Below are 13710 nucleotides of genomic sequence, written 5' to 3'. Positions count from 1 at the left end.
GATCGACGCTACCCGTCCCGGCCTCGCCGTTCCCGATAAGCGGCAACATGCTGACGGTTACCGCAGTTTCCGGTGTCGCAGAAGATCTTCGACCGGTTGCGAGAGATGTCGAACAGTGCCGCCGTGCAGTCCGGCGCCGCGCACACCTTGAGCCGGCGCAGCTCACCACCGCGGATCAGGTCGGCCAGCGCCATCGCCATCTCCGCACCCATCCGCTTGGCCAGCGGATCCCGGACGGAGGCCAGGTGTAGATGCCATTCCGGCATCTCGGCGTGCCGGGTCAGCCAGGGTGAGGCGTGGGTGTCGGCCAGCAGGGCGTTGACCTGATTCACCGTGCGCTCTTCGTCGTCGGCACCCTCCCAGAGCCGGCCGAGCCGCTCGCGCAGTCGGTGCACGGCGGCGAGCTCTTCGTCGTCGCGATCACGGCGGCCGGTCCAGCCGAACTCGCCCAGATAGCTCTCCAAACCGGCCAGATCGGCGAGCTCGTCACCGTCGACGCGGTCACTGTTGATCAGCACGCAGGCAGCCCGGAGTGTGAGTTCCGTGTCATGAGTAAAAATCATTTGACGCGTGACTCCCGTCGCCGTTAGTGTCATGAGCAACTTCCATTTTACTCATTACAATCCGGAGTGTTCCATGGCGATGATCGACGCGCGCGCGACGACCAGGTTTCGGGTCGGTCTGATCTTCGCGATCACCTCGGCCTTCACCTTCGGCATGTCCGGCCCGCTCGCCAAGGCACTGATGGAGGCCGGTTGGACTCCGACCGCGGCCGTGACGGCCCGGTTGGCCGGCGGCGCACTGGCGATGGCCGCGTTCGCGTCCTATTACCGGCCCGGCTGGGTCCGCGAGGCCCTGCAGCACCGCGCCACGGTCATCGCCTACGGCCTGATCCCCATCGCGGGCGCGCAGCTCTGCTACTACAACGCCGTATCCCACCTTTCGGTCGGTGTGGCCCTGCTGCTGGAGTACACCGCCCCGATCCTGGTGGTCGGCTGGTTGTGGGCCACCACACGGCGACGGCCCGCAGCGCTCACACTGGCCGGAGCGGCACTGGCGGTCGCCGGCATCGTGCTGGTGCTCGACGTCGTCGCCGGTGCGCACATCAACTCGACCGGGGTGGCCTGGGGCCTGGCCGCGGCGATCTGCGCCGCCTGCTATTTCATGATGTCGGAGAAGGCCAGCTCCGACGGCACCGGCCTGAGCCCGGTGACCCTGGCCGCCGCCGGGCTCGTCATCGGCGCCATCGCGGTGGCCGGACTCGGTGCGAGCGGCGTGATGCCGCTGCGCTTCACCGCCGCGGACACCATCGTCGCCGGCCTCACCATGCCCTGGTATGTCCCGGTGATCGCGCTCGCGCTCATCCCGACGGCCATCGCGTACACCCTGGGCATCATGGGCATCGCCCGATTGCAGCCCCGGTTCGCATCACTGGTCGGGCTTTCCGAGGTCCTGTTCGCGGTGCTCATCGCCTGGGTCGTACTCGGCGAATCGGTCTCGGTGACCCAAGCCATCGGAGGTGCGGTGGTATTGATGGGCCTGGCCCTGGCCCGCCACGGTGACCGGTCCGACCGGGTGGCGCAGGCCAATTGGCCGGATGTGCCACCGCCCGCCGAACGACCGATTGCTCATACCTGACCCTCAGATGTGAAGATGGGCTCGTGAAGTTGCGCAAGATGGCGGCCCGGTGGGCTGCGATGGGCTCGGCGTTGGCCTGTTCCTTTGCCGTGCTGGCGGCTCCGGCGCCGGTCGCCTCGGCCGAACCGGCATGTTCGGATGTCGAACTGATCTTCGCCAGGGGTACCAGCGAGCCGCCGGGCATCGGTCGGGTCGGGTTTGCTCTGGAGAACGCTCTACGCCCGCAACTCGGTGGCCGCACGCTGAGCACCTACGGCGTCAACTACCCGGCGACCTACGATTTCCTGCGCGCCGCCGACGGCGCATTCGATGCCAGCGCGCGAGTGGCCTACCTTGCCGACGCCTGCCCGAACACCCGCGTCGTGCTCGGCGGCTACTCTCAGGGCGCCGCCATCGTCAACATGCTGGTGGGCCTTCCGCCGGTCGGCGACCGCATCGGCGATATCGGTTCTGCTCCCCCATTGGCCTCCAACCTGGCGGGCAATGTGGCCGCCGTCGCCGCGTTCGGCAACGCGGGCGCCAAGTTCGGTTATCCCGTCAGTGCCGCGGGTCCGCCGTTCAGTGGCCGCGGTATCGACCTGTGCGCCGACGGCGACCCGATCTGCTCGGGCGGCCGCAACCCGTTTGCGCACACCCGATACGAGTCCTCCGGATTCATTCCGCAGGCAGCCGGTTTCATCGCCGGCCGCGTGTGAGTCCAGGCTTGCTCGGCGCACCGTCGCGTTACGATGTGGCGTGCGCATTGATCTTGTTCGCCGCTGCTCGGCACTGCTCGTAGCCGCCACCGCGGCCGTCGGTTCGCTGCTCCTGACACCGGCGGCACCCGCCGGCGCGGAATCCTGTCCCGATATCGAGGTCGTCTTCGCCCGCGGCACCAACGAGGACCCCGGCCTCGGCCGGATCGGCGCCGCGTTCGTGAACTCGCTGCGCGGCAAGGTCGGTGGCCGTTCGGTGGGCACCTACGCGGTGAACTATCCGGCCGACTACGACTTCCTGGCCGCCGCCACGGGCGCCAACGACGCCAGTGGTCACATCCAGTGGATGATCAACAACTGCCCCGGCACCCGGCTCGTACTCGGCGGCTACTCCCAGGGCGCGGCCGTCATCGACGTCATCGCCGCGGTGCCGGTGCCAGCCATCGGATTCACCGCCCCGCTGCCGCCGAACACCCCCGAGCACGTCGCGGCGCTGGCCGTGTTCGGCAACCCCTCGGCGAAGGTCGGCCTGCCACTGACGGTCAGCCCGGTCTGGGGGCCTCGCTCGATCGACCTGTGCAATCCCGGCGACCCGATCTGCACCAGCGGCGATGACGTGGCCGCCCACCGCGCCTACGACGGTGGCCCCGCCGATCAGGCGGCCGGCTTCGTCGCGGGACTGCTCTGACGCGGGCACCGTACACTCGTCTGGTGTCCAGCCGAACGCTTCCAGCAAAGCACCGCGCGCGCAGATTCCTGGCGGTCCTGACCGCCGCAGCGGCCGCCGCAGGAGGGTTCGTCGCCTCGGTCGCGGTGTCCCCGGCCGACCGGTTGCCCACCGCATCGGCCGAGCCCTGCGCTCCCGTCGAGCTGATCTTCGCGCGCGGGCGCGGTGAGGCACCCGGCATCGGCCGCATCGGTGACGCGCTCGTCGGCGCCCTGAACGCACGGCTACCCCAACCCGTCGGCGTCTACGCCGTGAACTATCCCGCCGATTTCGAGGTGCCGGTGGGCGCCAATGACATCAGCGACCGGATCCAGTACATGGCCGGGGCATGCCCGAACACCAGGTTGATCGTCGGTGGATACTCACTCGGCGCGGCCTCGGCTGCACTGGCACTGTCGGCGACGCAATCCGGGTTGGGTTTCGACCGGCCGCTGCCGCCGGAGATGTCCGGCCATGTGGCGGCTGTCGTGCTGGTCGCAAACATCACCCGCCGGATGGTGGGAAACGAGATAGGTCCGCCCTACCGTGACCGGACCATCAACGTGTGTGTCCCGACCGATCCGGTCTGCGGCGACTCACTGCCCACGGGCTTCGAGGATCTGCAGAATGTCTGGCCGAACCACTGGCAGGACGCCTACATCGGTTCGGGCCTGATCGATCAGGCCGCAGACTTCGCCGCCGCCCGCGTGCGCTGATCGGCCTGCTTCGGCTACACCGGCGTCAAAAACCGCCGCTACAATCGGCACGGTGATCTTGCCGCCGAGGGGTCCGGTCCGCCGCTTCACCGTGCTCACCGTTGCCGCGTTGCTGGCGCTGGCCACGGTGGCCATCCCCACGCTGACCGCACCGATGCTGCCCGTCGCCTCGGCGGCCAATTGCCCGGATGCCGAACTGATCTTCGCCCGCGGGCGCATGGAGTCCCCAGGCGCGGGTCAGATCGGCAACGCGCTCGTAGCGTCGTTGCGCTCCAAGACAGGCAAGAACGTGGCCCTGTATGCGGTGAAGTACCCCGCCGACACCCAGATCGACATCGGCGCGAACGATATGAGCGCACGGGTCCAGTACATGGCCTCGTCCTGCCCGGACACCCGACTGGTGCTCGGCGGCTACTCACTCGGTGCCGCGGTCACCGATGTGGTGCTGGCCGTGCCGTTCGGTTTCTTCGGTTTCAAGAATCCGCTGCCGCCGGGCCTCGATCAAAAGGTGGCCGCCGTCGCGCTGTTCGGCAACGGTATCGCCTGGGTGGGTCCCATCTCGAACTTCAATCCGATCTACAAGGAACGCACCATCGAGCTGTGCCACGGTGACGATCCGATATGCAACCCGACCGATCCGGAGAACTGGCAGGACTACTGGGCCGACCATCTGGCTCCGGCCTATATCAAGGCGGGAATGGTCACCCAGGCAGCCGACTTCGTCGCACCACGGATCTGACTTTCTACGCCGAGACGACGCTTTCTGGTGCAGTCCAGCCGATCTGTCGCCACAACCCGCAGTCTCGGCGAACCCGAACTACAGCGTGCGCAGATCCCGGGTGATCTCGATCCGCGCGGCGAGTTCGTCATTGGGCGGGTAGTCGACACCGACCAGGGTCAGTCCGCGGGCGGGGGCGACGGGGAAGTCGCTGGAGCGCTTCGTCGAATCCAACAGTCCCGCACACCAATCCGGGTCGCGCCTGCCCTCCCCGACGGCCAGCAGCGCGCCGACCAGCGAGCGCACCATCGACCAGCAGAACGCGTCGGCGCTGACGTGCGCGGTGACGATCTCGCCGGTGCGCTCCCAGTGCAGCCGCTGCAGATCCCGAATCGTGGTGGCGCCCTCGCGGTACCGACAGAAGGCGGCGAAATCATGCAGCCCCAACAGGTGTCGCGACGCGGCCACCATGGCCTCGACATCCAGCGGTCGCGGCCACGGTGTGACGAACCGGGCCTGTTGGGGCAGCACCCCGTACGGCGCTGTGCCCAACCGATACGCGTAGTGCCTGCGCAGTGCCGAGAACCGCGCGTCGAATCCCTGCGGCGCCCGCTCGATGCGCAACACCCGGACCTCCTCGGGCACGAAACGGCTGAGCCGCCGCGTCAACGGGAGGAACTCCGGTTCGCCGACCGGGCGCGGACTGCGCGGAAATGCCTGTGCCAGCGCATCATCGGGGATGTCCACATGGGCCACCTGACCGGTGGCATGCACGCCGGCATCGGTGCGGCCCGCGGCCCGCAGTACCACCGGAGTGCGGAACACCGTGGACAGCGCCTCCTCCAGGACACCGGCGACGGTCCGCTGTCCTGCCTGGGCGGCCCACCCCGCGAAATCGGTGCCGTCGTAAGCGATATCGAGCCGCAGACGAACGAACCCGCCACCTGTGGAGGTGACGGGTTCGTTCACAGCGTGACTACTTGTCGTCAGACTTCGCGTCCTCGGCGGGAGCCTCGGTGGCCTCCTCGGCAGCAGCCTCGGTGGTCTCCTCGGTCACGGCTTCCTCGGCCGGGGCCTCGGCGACCTCTTCGGCAGGAGCCTCGGCGGCGGCGGCCTTCTGCGAGGCGTCGGCCCGGCGGGCACGGTTGGCCTCAGAGGTCACCGTCTTCTCCCGCACCAGCTCGATGACCGCCATGGGGGCGTTGTCGCCCTTACGGTTCTCGATCTTGATGATGCGGGTGTAGCCACCGTTGCGGTCAGCGAAGAACGGACCGATCTCGGCGAACAGGGTGTGCACCACATCCTTGTCGCGGATCTTCTTCATGACCTCGCGCCGGTTGTGCAGCTCACCCTTCTTGGCATGGGTGATCAGCTTCTCGGCGTACGGACGCAGCGCCCGGGCCTTCGGCTCGGTGGTCTTGATCCGGCCGTGCTCGAACAGCGCGGTGGCCAGGTTGGCCAGCAGCGCCTTCTGGTGCGAGGACGACCCGCCGAGACGGGGACCCTTGGTGGGTTTGGGCATTGCGACTATCTCCTTGTGGGGCCGGCCCCCGTATCAGGTAGGGCCGGGACGGTTCTCTTTCGAGAATTGGGCGGGAATGTGCCCTTGGGGTTTAGAGCTGCTCGGTCTCGGCGAAGTCCTGGTCGGTGTCCAGGTCATAGCCGGTATCGCCGGTCCAGGTGCCGGTGGCCACGTCGTAGCCGGCCACCTCGGACGGATCGAAGGTGGCGGGCGAGTCCTTGAGCGACAGGCCGAGCTGATGCAGCTTGATCTTCACCTCGTCGATGGACTTCTGCCCGAAGTTACGGATGTCGAGCAGATCCGACTCGGTGCGCGAGACGAGCTCACCGACGGTGTGCACACCCTCGCGCTTGAGGCAGTTGTACGAGCGAACGGTCAGGTCCAGGTCGTCGATCGGCAGCGCGAAGCTGGCGATGTGATCGGCCTCGGCAGGCGACGGGCCGATCTCGATGCCCTCGGCCGCTTCGTTGAGCTCGCGGGCCAGACCGAACAGCTCGACCAGGGTCTTACCGGCGGACGCCAGGGCGTCGCGCGGGCTGATCGAGTTCTTGGTCTCGACATCGAGGATGAGCTTGTCGAAGTCGGTGCGCTGCTCGACGCGGGTGGCCTCCACCTTGTAGGTCACCTTGAGCACCGGCGAGTAGATCGAGTCGACCGGGATGCGGCCGATCTCGGCACCGGAGGCCTTGTTCATCACGGCAGGCACGTAGCCGCGGCCCCGCTCGACGACGAGCTCGACCTCGAGCTTGCCCTTGTCGTTCAGCGCCGCGATGTGCAGATCGGGGTTGTGCACCGTCACACCGGCGGGCGGCACGATGTCACCGGCGGTGACCGCACCCGGACCCTGCTTGCGCAGGTACATGGTGACCGGCTCGTCCTCTTCCGAGGACACGACCAGGCCCTTGAGGTTCAGGATGATGTCGGTGACGTCTTCCTTCACACCGGGAACGGTGGTGAACTCGTGCAGCACACCGTCGATGCGGATGCTGGTGACCGCTGCGCCGGGAATGGACGACAGCAGCGTGCGCCGCAACGAGTTGCCGAGGGTGTAGCCGAAGCCGGGCTCCAGCGGTTCGATGGTGAACCGGGACCGGTTCTCGGCCAACGACTCTTCGGACAGGGTGGGACGCTGTGAGATCAGCATTGTTTTCCATCTCCTTCTCGGCACCCGCTATTTGATGCCGTCTGGGCGTCCCAGGCCACCTCGATGTTGGCGGCGGCCTGGGACGTTTACCTGATTACTTCGAGTAGAACTCGACGATGAGCTGTTCGGTGAGCGGCACCTGGATCTGCGCCCGCTCGGGGAGCTGGTGCACCAGGATGCGCTGACGCTCGCCCACGACCTGCAGCCAGGACGGGATCGGGCGCTCGCCCGCGGCCTGACGTGCGGCCTCGAACGGCAGCGTGTTGATCGACTTGTCCTTGACGTCGATGATGTCGTACTGCGACACCCGGTAGCTCGGGATGTTCACCTTCACACCGTTGACCAGGAAGTGGCCGTGGCTGACGAGCTGACGCGCCATCCGGCGGGTGCGGGCCAGGCCGGCCCGGTACACGACGTTGTCCAGCCGGCTCTCCAGGATCTGGAGCAGGTTCTCACCGGTCTTGCCGGTCTGCCGGTTGGCCTCTTCGTAGTACTTGCGGAACTGCTTCTCCATGACGCCGTAGGTGAAGCGAGCCTTCTGCTTCTCCTGCAGCTGGGTGCGGTATTCGCTCTCCTTGATCCGCGCGCGACCGTGCTGGCCGGGCGGGTAAGGGCGCTTTTCGAACGACTGATCGCCGCCGACGAGATCGACGCCGAGGCGACGCGACTTGCGGGTCGCGGGTCCGGTATAACGAGCCATTTTCTAGATCCTCCCTAGACCCGGCGCCGCTTGGGCGGACGGCAGCCGTTGTGCGGCTGCGGAGTGACATCGGAGATCGCGCCGACCTCGAGGCCTGCGGCCTGAAGCGAGCGGATCGCGGTCTCGCGGCCCGAACCCGGGCCCTTCACGAAGACATCGACCTTCTTGACACCGTGCTCCTGCGCCTTGCGGGCAGCGTTCTCGGCGGCCAGCTGCGCGGCGAACGGGGTCGACTTGCGCGAACCCTTGAAGCCGACGTGACCCGACGAGGCCCAGGCGATGACGTTGCCCTGGGGATCGGTGATCGAGACGATGGTGTTGTTGAAGGTGCTCTTGATGTGAGCAGCGCCGTGCGGGACGTTCTTCTTTTCCCTGCGGCGGGTCTTCTGACCCTTCTTGGCGGCGGTGCCGCCCTTCTTAGCCTGTGCCATCCGGGGTTACCTGGCCTTCTTCTTGCCGGCGATGGTGCGCTTCGGGCCCTTGCGGGTGCGCGCGTTGGTCTTGGTGCGCTGTCCGCGCACGGGCAGGCCACGACGGTGGCGCAGGCCCTGGTAGCAGCCGATCTCGATCTTGCGACGGATATCGGCCTGCACCTCGCGACGGAGGTCACCCTCGACCTTGAGGTTGCCTTCGATGTAATCGCGCAGCTGCGAGACCTGATCATCGGTCAGGTCCTTGGTGCGCAGGTCCCGGCTGATGCCGGTGGCGTCCAGGATCTCCTGGGAGCGGGTACGGCCAACGCCGTAGATATAGGTCAGCGCGATCTCCATGCGCTTGTCGCGCGGGAGATCAACGCCCATGAGACGTGCCATCAGGCAGTGTTCCTTTTCGTTGCGGAGGTCTGTTCCCAGTCCGTTCCCCGTTCGGGGTCCGGCCTCCGTGCCGGACGTGGTGAGCAGCCAATCTGCTCAGTGGTACTGGGATGTCTGCATTCAGTTGTGGGTGGTGCTGGTCTCTAGCCCTGCCGCTGCTTGTGGCGCGGGTCGGAGCAGATCACCATGACTCGCCGATGCCGGCGGATCACCCTGCACTTGTCGCAGATCGGCTTGACGCTCGGGTTCACCTTCACGGCTTCGCGATCCTGTTCTCTCGGATGGTCTGGATGGTGGGCAGTTACTTGTACCGGTACACAATGCGGCCCCGGGACAGGTCGTAGGGAGAGAGCTCCACCACGACGCGGTCCTCGGGCAGGATGCGGATGTAGTGCTGCCGCATCTTGCCGCTGATGTGGGCCAGAACCTTGTGTCCGTTCTCCAGCTCAATGCGGAACATCGCATTGGGCAGAGGCTCGACCACGCGGCCCTCGACCTCGATGGCACCGTCTTTCTTGGCCATACTGTCTTAGCGATCCTTGTCTTCGATTTCGTATCTCTACGCCCCGGCACGACCGATTCACCGACTACGTGACGTGAGCCGGACCCGAAATCGTTATGGTTCTCAGACGAGGCACGCAAAGAGTCGGTGCGCAGGCCGCACCATTGGTCCACGATACCCGCTGTTCAGCCTGTACCAAAATCACGCGCAGAGTGCGACTCCGGGGGCTCCCCGTCAGAGGTCGGCAGGCCGACGTGCCTGCTCCAGCTTGGCGACGAACGCCGCCGCCTGGGTCCTGCGCTCCATCCCCAACTTGGTGAGCAGTCGGGAGACATAGTTCTTCACCGTCTTCTCCGCCAGGAACATGCGATCGGCGATCTGCTTGTTGGTCAGCCCGTCGCCGAGCAGGTCCAGCAGCTCCCGTTCCTGCCCGCTCAGACCCGACAGCGGATCCGCGTGCTCGGCATCGTTTCGCAGCCGCGCCATGAGCGCCGCCGCAGCGCGATTGTCCAAGAGGGATCGCCCCGCACCCACATCTTTGATCGCCTTGGCCAGCTCCATCCCGCGGATGTCTTTCACCACGTAGCCGCTGGCACCGGCCAGGATGGCATCCAGCATCGCGGCCTCGGTGGTGAAAGAGGTCAACATCAGGCAGCGTAAACCCGGTAGCCGGGACAGCAGGTCACGGCACAGCTCGATTCCGTTGCCATCGGGCAGCCGGATGTCCAGCACCGCGACATCGGGTCGCAGCGCGGGTATGCGCGCCATCGCCTCCGATACCGAACCCGCCTCGCCGACCACGTCCAACTCGGGATCATCGCTGAGGAGGTCGATCAAACCTCGGCGCACCAACTCATGGTCGTCGACCAGAAAAACGTTCACCATGAGGCGCCCCTGTCCGACGTGATCCCATTGCGTGATCCCATTGTCGGATTACGCGCGCGCGACGGGTAGAGGTCACAGGTCCTCAACGAAAAGGGCCTCGGACTCTGCCGCCGGACGCCGCCAACGCCGATAGTGATGCCCGTGGAACGCCTCAACGCCTTCGATGCGGGATTTCTCGACGCCGAGGATGCCGACCCGCACATCAGCATGGCCGTGGGTGCCCTGGCAATCCTGGCGGGACCGGTCCCCGACCAAGCCGAGGTGGTCGAGACCCTCGGCAACCGAATCCGATCCATGCCCCGGCTGCGACAAGTGGTGCGCAGACACGCCTTGGATCTGGTGGCGCCGGAGTGGGCCGACGACCCAGCCCTGGACCTGGCGCATCACCTCCGCCGCGCGGCGTTACCGAGCCCAGGTGACGACGCCGCACTGTTCACGTTTACCGCAGAAGCAATGGAGCCCAGACTGGATCGGGATCGTCCGCTGTGGCAGTGCTGGGTCATCGAAGGTCTCACCGAAGGTCGGTGGGCGCTGTTGATGAAGGTGCACCATTGCATCGCCGACGGCATCGCGATCATGCACATGTTGAGCGGCCTCTGCGACGACGGGGACGGCCGGACCTACGTCGGCGCCCTCCGCGCAGCGCGGACCGTCGAGGACACCGCTTCCGCCGGTGCGCCGATGACCATGAACCCGTTTCGGTGGGCACGCACCATCTGGGACGCCGCGTCGGCGGCATCCGGCGCGGCGACGGTGACCATCGGCGGCACGATTCAGATCGTCGACAGCCTGCTGCGCGCAGGCCCGCCGAACACCCTCAACGGACCGGTGACCACGATGCGTCGCTTCAGCGCCGTCAGTGTGCCGTTGGCCGATATCGGCGCGGTGTGCCGACAGTTCGATGTCACCCTCAACGACGTAGCGCTGTCCGCCGTCACCGACAGCTTCCGGGCAGCCCTCAAGCGTCGCGGCGAAGTGCCGCACCCAAGATCCTTGCGAACACTGGTGCCCGTTTCGGTGCGGTCCGGCAACAGGACCGATGCGGTCGGTAACCGGGTCTCGGTGATGTTGCCGTATCTGCCGGTGGACCAATCAGACCAGCTACAGCAACTACACACCGTCCATCGGCGCCTGGAGAAGGCCAAGTCCAGCGGGCAGCGACAAGCCGGCAGCTACGCGGCGGCCGCCCTGTCGCTGGTGCCGTTTGCCATCACATCACGGGCGATTCGCATCCTGACCGCGCTGCCGCAGCGCGGCGTCGTCACCCTGGCGACGAATGTCCCCGGGCCACGTGAACATCTGCATGTGCTGGGCCGGGAGGTCATCGGTATGGTGCCCATTCCCCCGGTCGCGTTACGCCTGCGCGCCGCGGTGGCAATCCTCAGCTACGGTGACGATCTGGTGTTCGGAATCATCGGCGACTTCGACAGTTTCCCCGATGTCGACGATCTGACGGCAGGCATCGCACGGGCGGTGGCGCACCTGGCCGCGGCCGCGCGGCAACCGCATCCCGGTCGACCGGCACTCGTCTTGATCGAATCGCCCCCAGGCGATCCGATAGCCCGATGATGTGAGCGGCCGAAAGGAATGAGATGACCGAACCGGTAGCAGTCGAGAAGATCGTCGAGAAGATCGTTGTCGGAATAGACGATTCGCAGCATTGCCGTCCCGCACTGGAGTGGGCCGCCCGCGAGGCCAAGCTCCGCGGGGTGCCGCTGTCGCTGCTGCACGCGAACACGCTGCCGATCGCCGCGTGGCCGGTCGCGCCGATGCCCTCCGGCTATCTCGATTGGTGCGCGACGCTGGCGCAAGAGCTGCTCGCCGATGCCGCCGGCCGCGTCGCGGAGATCACCGACGGCACGGTCACGGTGCAGACGGACTTCATCGTGGCCACCCCGACCGCGGCGTTGGCGGAAGCATCGCGAACGGCCGGACTGGTCGTCGTCGGCTCACGCGGGAAGGGGGCGTTGTCGCGCTGGGTGCTCGGCAGCGTCAGCTCGGGGTTACTGCACCGCGCACACTGCCCGGTGGTCGTGGTGCACGACGAGGGCTCGGTGCCCGCCGCCGATGCGCCGGTGCTGCTCGGTTTCGATGGCTCCCCCGCTTCTCAGTCAGCCATCGCGCTGGCCTTCGACGAGGCGTCCCGGAGGGAGGTCGGTCTGGTCGCAATGCATGCCTGGTGGTCGCCAGGTGCCTTCGAGATGCCCGGATTCGATTGGGAGACACTTCGTCCCGAAGTGAACCGGGAGATCCGCCAGATGCTGACGACGTGGGAGCGCCGGTTTCCCGCCGTGCCGGTGGAACGCGTGGTGGTTGCCGACCAGCCCGCCGTTCGGTTGGTCGAACGCTCAGCCTCCTGCCAATTGATCGTGGTGGGCAGTCATGGTCACGGAGCTGTCGCGGGCACCCTGCTCGGCTCGGTCAGCAACGCCGTCGTGCACGCCGCCACGGTGCCGGTGCTTGTCGCACGTCCACATTGACGGTCCGATTCGAGTACGCAGGACGTCGCACCGAACCAATGACCTATGGCCCTATCCGAGTGCCGGTATGCGGCGCAGAGTGAGTGGGTGAATTCGGCGCGAAGTCGCTCGACGGTTCCCCCTCGGCAATCTCAGATGCGAGTCTCGCAGTGACAGAACCGACAATGAAAGCCTGGCGAGTGCGCAGACCAGGACCGGTGGCCACCGGTCCGATGCAATTCGTCGATGCGCCGATACCGGAACCGGCCAGCGACGAAGTTCTCATTGCCGTTCGTACCTGCGGCGTGTGCCGCACCGATCTGCACGTCGCCGAAGGCGACCTTCCCGTGCACCGGCCACACGTCACGCCCGGACACGAGGTGATCGGCGAAATCGTTTCGTGCGGGGCCGATGTCACCGGGTTCCCGACGGGCACAAGCGTCGGTGTCGCGTGGCTTCGGCACACCTGTGGGCGGTGCCGCTTCTGCGCGGCCGGACGCGAGAACCTCTGCCCGGAGAGTCGTTACACGGGTTGGGACGCCGACGGCGGCTACGCGGAATTTCTCACCGCGCCAGCGGCTTACGTCTACGCACTGCCCGACGGGTACAGCGATGAGGAACTCGCCCCGCTGCTGTGCGCGGGGATCATCGGCTACCGATCGCTGCGCCGCGCAGATCTGTCTCCCGGCGGTCGACTGGGAATCTACGGCTTCGGCGGCAGCGCACACATCACCGCCCAGGTTGCCCTCGCCGAAGGTGCGGAGGTCCATGTGATGACGCGCGGCGAGGCTGCCCGCACACTCGCCCTGGAGCTCGGCGCGGCCTCGGCTCAGGGACCCGCCGATAGGCCTCCCGTTGCGTTGGACGCGGCGATTCTGTTCGCGCCGGCGGGTGACCTGGTGCCGGCGGCAATGCAAGCACTGGACCGCGGAGGCACATTGGCCGTCGCCGGCATCCACCTCAGCGACATCCCCGCGCTCAATTACCAACGCCACCTGTTTCAAGAACGCCAGTTACGTTCGGTGACATCGAACACCCGTGCCGATGCCATCGAGTTCTTGGCATTCGCCAACCGGCATCGGCTCGACATCTCGGGTCCTGGCTATCCGCTCGCGCATGCCGACCGTGCGCTCGCCGATCTGGCAGCAGGCTCCATCACCGGCGCTGCCACCCTCCGGGTCAGTCTCTGACAACGATGGCATCGGCCCGGCGG

At 66.8% G+C, this 13710-nt stretch carries 18 protein-coding genes; 8 read left to right on the top strand and 10 right to left on the bottom strand.

Annotated elements, in window-relative coordinates; genetic code table 11:
- Positions 1-8: 8 nt before the first annotated feature.
- Positions 9-518, bottom strand: coding sequence for a CGNR zinc finger domain-containing protein (locus FBY28_RS18885; RefSeq protein ID WP_286178243.1), 510 nt, complete (start codon positions 516-518; stop codon positions 9-11).
- Between the two features lie 118 nt (positions 519-636).
- On the opposite strand from FBY28_RS18885, the gene FBY28_RS18880 reads away from it, so the two are divergent.
- Genes FBY28_RS18880 through FBY28_RS18860 form a run of 5 tightly spaced genes read left to right on the top strand, consistent with a single transcriptional unit; the run spans position 637 to position 4494 of the window.
- Positions 637-1638 carry an EamA family transporter gene (locus tag FBY28_RS18880; RefSeq protein WP_141868884.1) on the top strand — a complete coding sequence of 334 codons (1002 nt, stop codon included), beginning with the start codon at positions 637-639 and terminating at the stop codon, positions 1636-1638.
- A gap of 23 nt (positions 1639-1661) precedes the next feature.
- Positions 1662-2333, top strand: a complete 672-nt coding sequence (locus FBY28_RS18875; RefSeq protein WP_216847814.1) for a cutinase family protein — start codon at positions 1662-1664, stop codon at positions 2331-2333.
- Between the two features lie 40 nt (positions 2334-2373).
- Positions 2374-3021: a cutinase family protein gene (locus FBY28_RS18870; RefSeq protein WP_141868883.1), complete on the top strand. Its 648-nt coding sequence runs from the start codon at positions 2374-2376 to the stop codon at positions 3019-3021.
- A gap of 23 nt (positions 3022-3044) precedes the next feature.
- Positions 3045-3755 carry a cutinase family protein gene (locus FBY28_RS18865; RefSeq protein ID WP_141868882.1) on the top strand — a complete coding sequence of 237 codons (711 nt, stop codon included), beginning with the start codon at positions 3045-3047 and terminating at the stop codon, positions 3753-3755.
- A 52-nt stretch (positions 3756-3807) separates the two neighbouring features.
- Positions 3808-4494 carry a cutinase family protein gene (locus tag FBY28_RS18860; protein ID WP_141868881.1) on the top strand — a complete coding sequence of 229 codons (687 nt, stop codon included), beginning with the start codon at positions 3808-3810 and terminating at the stop codon, positions 4492-4494.
- Between the two features lie 78 nt (positions 4495-4572).
- Here FBY28_RS18860 and truA read toward each other — a convergent pair whose 3' ends face one another.
- From truA to FBY28_RS18815, 9 genes are all read right to left on the bottom strand, one after another.
- Positions 4573-5442, bottom strand: coding sequence for a tRNA pseudouridine(38-40) synthase TruA (gene truA, locus FBY28_RS18855; protein WP_141868880.1), 870 nt, complete (start codon positions 5440-5442; stop codon positions 4573-4575).
- A gap of 7 nt (positions 5443-5449) precedes the next feature.
- Positions 5450-5995, bottom strand: coding sequence for a 50S ribosomal protein L17 (gene rplQ, locus FBY28_RS18850; protein WP_141868879.1), 546 nt, complete (start codon positions 5993-5995; stop codon positions 5450-5452).
- Between the two features lie 91 nt (positions 5996-6086).
- Entirely contained in the window at positions 6087-7139 is a 1053-nt protein-coding gene (locus FBY28_RS18845) for a DNA-directed RNA polymerase subunit alpha (RefSeq protein WP_019512356.1), read from the bottom strand.
- Between the two features lie 94 nt (positions 7140-7233).
- Complete coding sequence (gene rpsD / locus FBY28_RS18840; protein WP_141868878.1) at positions 7234-7839, bottom strand: 30S ribosomal protein S4; 606 nt, start codon at positions 7837-7839, stop codon at positions 7234-7236.
- Between the two features lie 14 nt (positions 7840-7853).
- Complete coding sequence (gene rpsK, locus FBY28_RS18835; RefSeq protein ID WP_019512358.1) at positions 7854-8270, bottom strand: 30S ribosomal protein S11; 417 nt, start codon at positions 8268-8270, stop codon at positions 7854-7856.
- A gap of 6 nt (positions 8271-8276) precedes the next feature.
- Positions 8277-8651, bottom strand: coding sequence for a 30S ribosomal protein S13 (gene rpsM, locus FBY28_RS18830; protein WP_019512359.1), 375 nt, complete (start codon positions 8649-8651; stop codon positions 8277-8279).
- Positions 8652-8794: 143 nt separating this feature from the next.
- The gene (gene rpmJ, locus FBY28_RS18825) at positions 8795-8908 is read right to left on the bottom strand and encodes a 50S ribosomal protein L36 (RefSeq protein ID WP_079925868.1); all 114 of its coding nucleotides are present in this window, start codon (positions 8906-8908) and stop codon (positions 8795-8797) included.
- Positions 8909-8952: 44 nt separating this feature from the next.
- Complete coding sequence (gene infA, locus FBY28_RS18820; RefSeq protein ID WP_003418601.1) at positions 8953-9174, bottom strand: translation initiation factor IF-1; 222 nt, start codon at positions 9172-9174, stop codon at positions 8953-8955.
- 213 nt (positions 9175-9387) lie between these two features.
- Complete coding sequence (locus FBY28_RS18815) at positions 9388-10038, bottom strand: response regulator transcription factor (RefSeq protein WP_141868877.1); 651 nt, start codon at positions 10036-10038, stop codon at positions 9388-9390.
- Between the two features lie 141 nt (positions 10039-10179).
- Here FBY28_RS18815 and FBY28_RS18810 point away from each other — a divergent pair, with 141 nt between their 5' ends.
- From FBY28_RS18810 to FBY28_RS18800, 3 genes are all read left to right on the top strand, one after another.
- Positions 10180-11607, top strand: coding sequence for a wax ester/triacylglycerol synthase family O-acyltransferase (locus FBY28_RS18810; RefSeq protein ID WP_216847813.1), 1428 nt, complete (start codon positions 10180-10182; stop codon positions 11605-11607).
- Between the two features lie 23 nt (positions 11608-11630).
- Positions 11631-12518 (top strand): universal stress protein, encoded by an 888-nt coding sequence (locus tag FBY28_RS18805; protein WP_141868875.1) that lies wholly within the window; start codon positions 11631-11633, stop codon positions 12516-12518.
- Between the two features lie 164 nt (positions 12519-12682).
- Positions 12683-13687 (top strand): zinc-binding alcohol dehydrogenase family protein, encoded by a 1005-nt coding sequence (locus FBY28_RS18800; RefSeq protein ID WP_141868874.1) that lies wholly within the window; start codon positions 12683-12685, stop codon positions 13685-13687.
- The last annotated feature ends 23 nt before the right edge of the window (positions 13688-13710 follow it).

The sequence above is a fragment of the Arthrobacter sp. SLBN-53 genome (assembly GCF_006715585.1).
GTDB lineage: Bacteria > Actinomycetota > Actinomycetes > Mycobacteriales > Mycobacteriaceae > Mycobacterium > Mycobacterium neoaurum_A.
The sequence above is the reverse complement of the archived record's forward strand: the minus strand, read 5'-3'. Positions and strand labels throughout refer to the sequence as shown.

Excerpts from the sequence above, each read along its gene's own strand:
- FBY28_RS18880 (WP_141868884.1), top strand. The coding sequence starts at position 637 with ATGGCGATGATCGACGCGCGCGCGACGACCAGGTTTCGGGTCGGTCTG.
- rplQ (WP_141868879.1), bottom strand. The coding sequence starts at position 5,995 with ATGCCCAAACCCACCAAGGGTCCCCGTCTCGGCGGGTCGTCCTCGCAC.
- FBY28_RS18845 (WP_019512356.1), bottom strand. The coding sequence starts at position 7,139 with ATGCTGATCTCACAGCGTCCCACCCTGTCCGAAGAGTCGTTGGCCGAG.
- rpsD (WP_141868878.1), bottom strand. The coding sequence starts at position 7,839 with ATGGCTCGTTATACCGGACCCGCGACCCGCAAGTCGCGTCGCCTCGGC.
- rpsK (WP_019512358.1), bottom strand. The coding sequence starts at position 8,270 with ATGGCACAGGCTAAGAAGGGCGGCACCGCCGCCAAGAAGGGTCAGAAG.
- rpsM (WP_019512359.1), bottom strand. The coding sequence starts at position 8,651 with ATGGCACGTCTCATGGGCGTTGATCTCCCGCGCGACAAGCGCATGGAG.
- infA (WP_003418601.1), bottom strand. The coding sequence starts at position 9,174 with ATGGCCAAGAAAGACGGTGCCATCGAGGTCGAGGGCCGCGTGGTCGAG.
- FBY28_RS18815 (WP_141868877.1), bottom strand. The coding sequence starts at position 10,038 with ATGGTGAACGTTTTTCTGGTCGACGACCATGAGTTGGTGCGCCGAGGT.
- FBY28_RS18805 (WP_141868875.1), top strand. The coding sequence starts at position 11,631 with ATGACCGAACCGGTAGCAGTCGAGAAGATCGTCGAGAAGATCGTTGTC.
- FBY28_RS18800 (WP_141868874.1), top strand. The coding sequence starts at position 12,683 with ATGAAAGCCTGGCGAGTGCGCAGACCAGGACCGGTGGCCACCGGTCCG.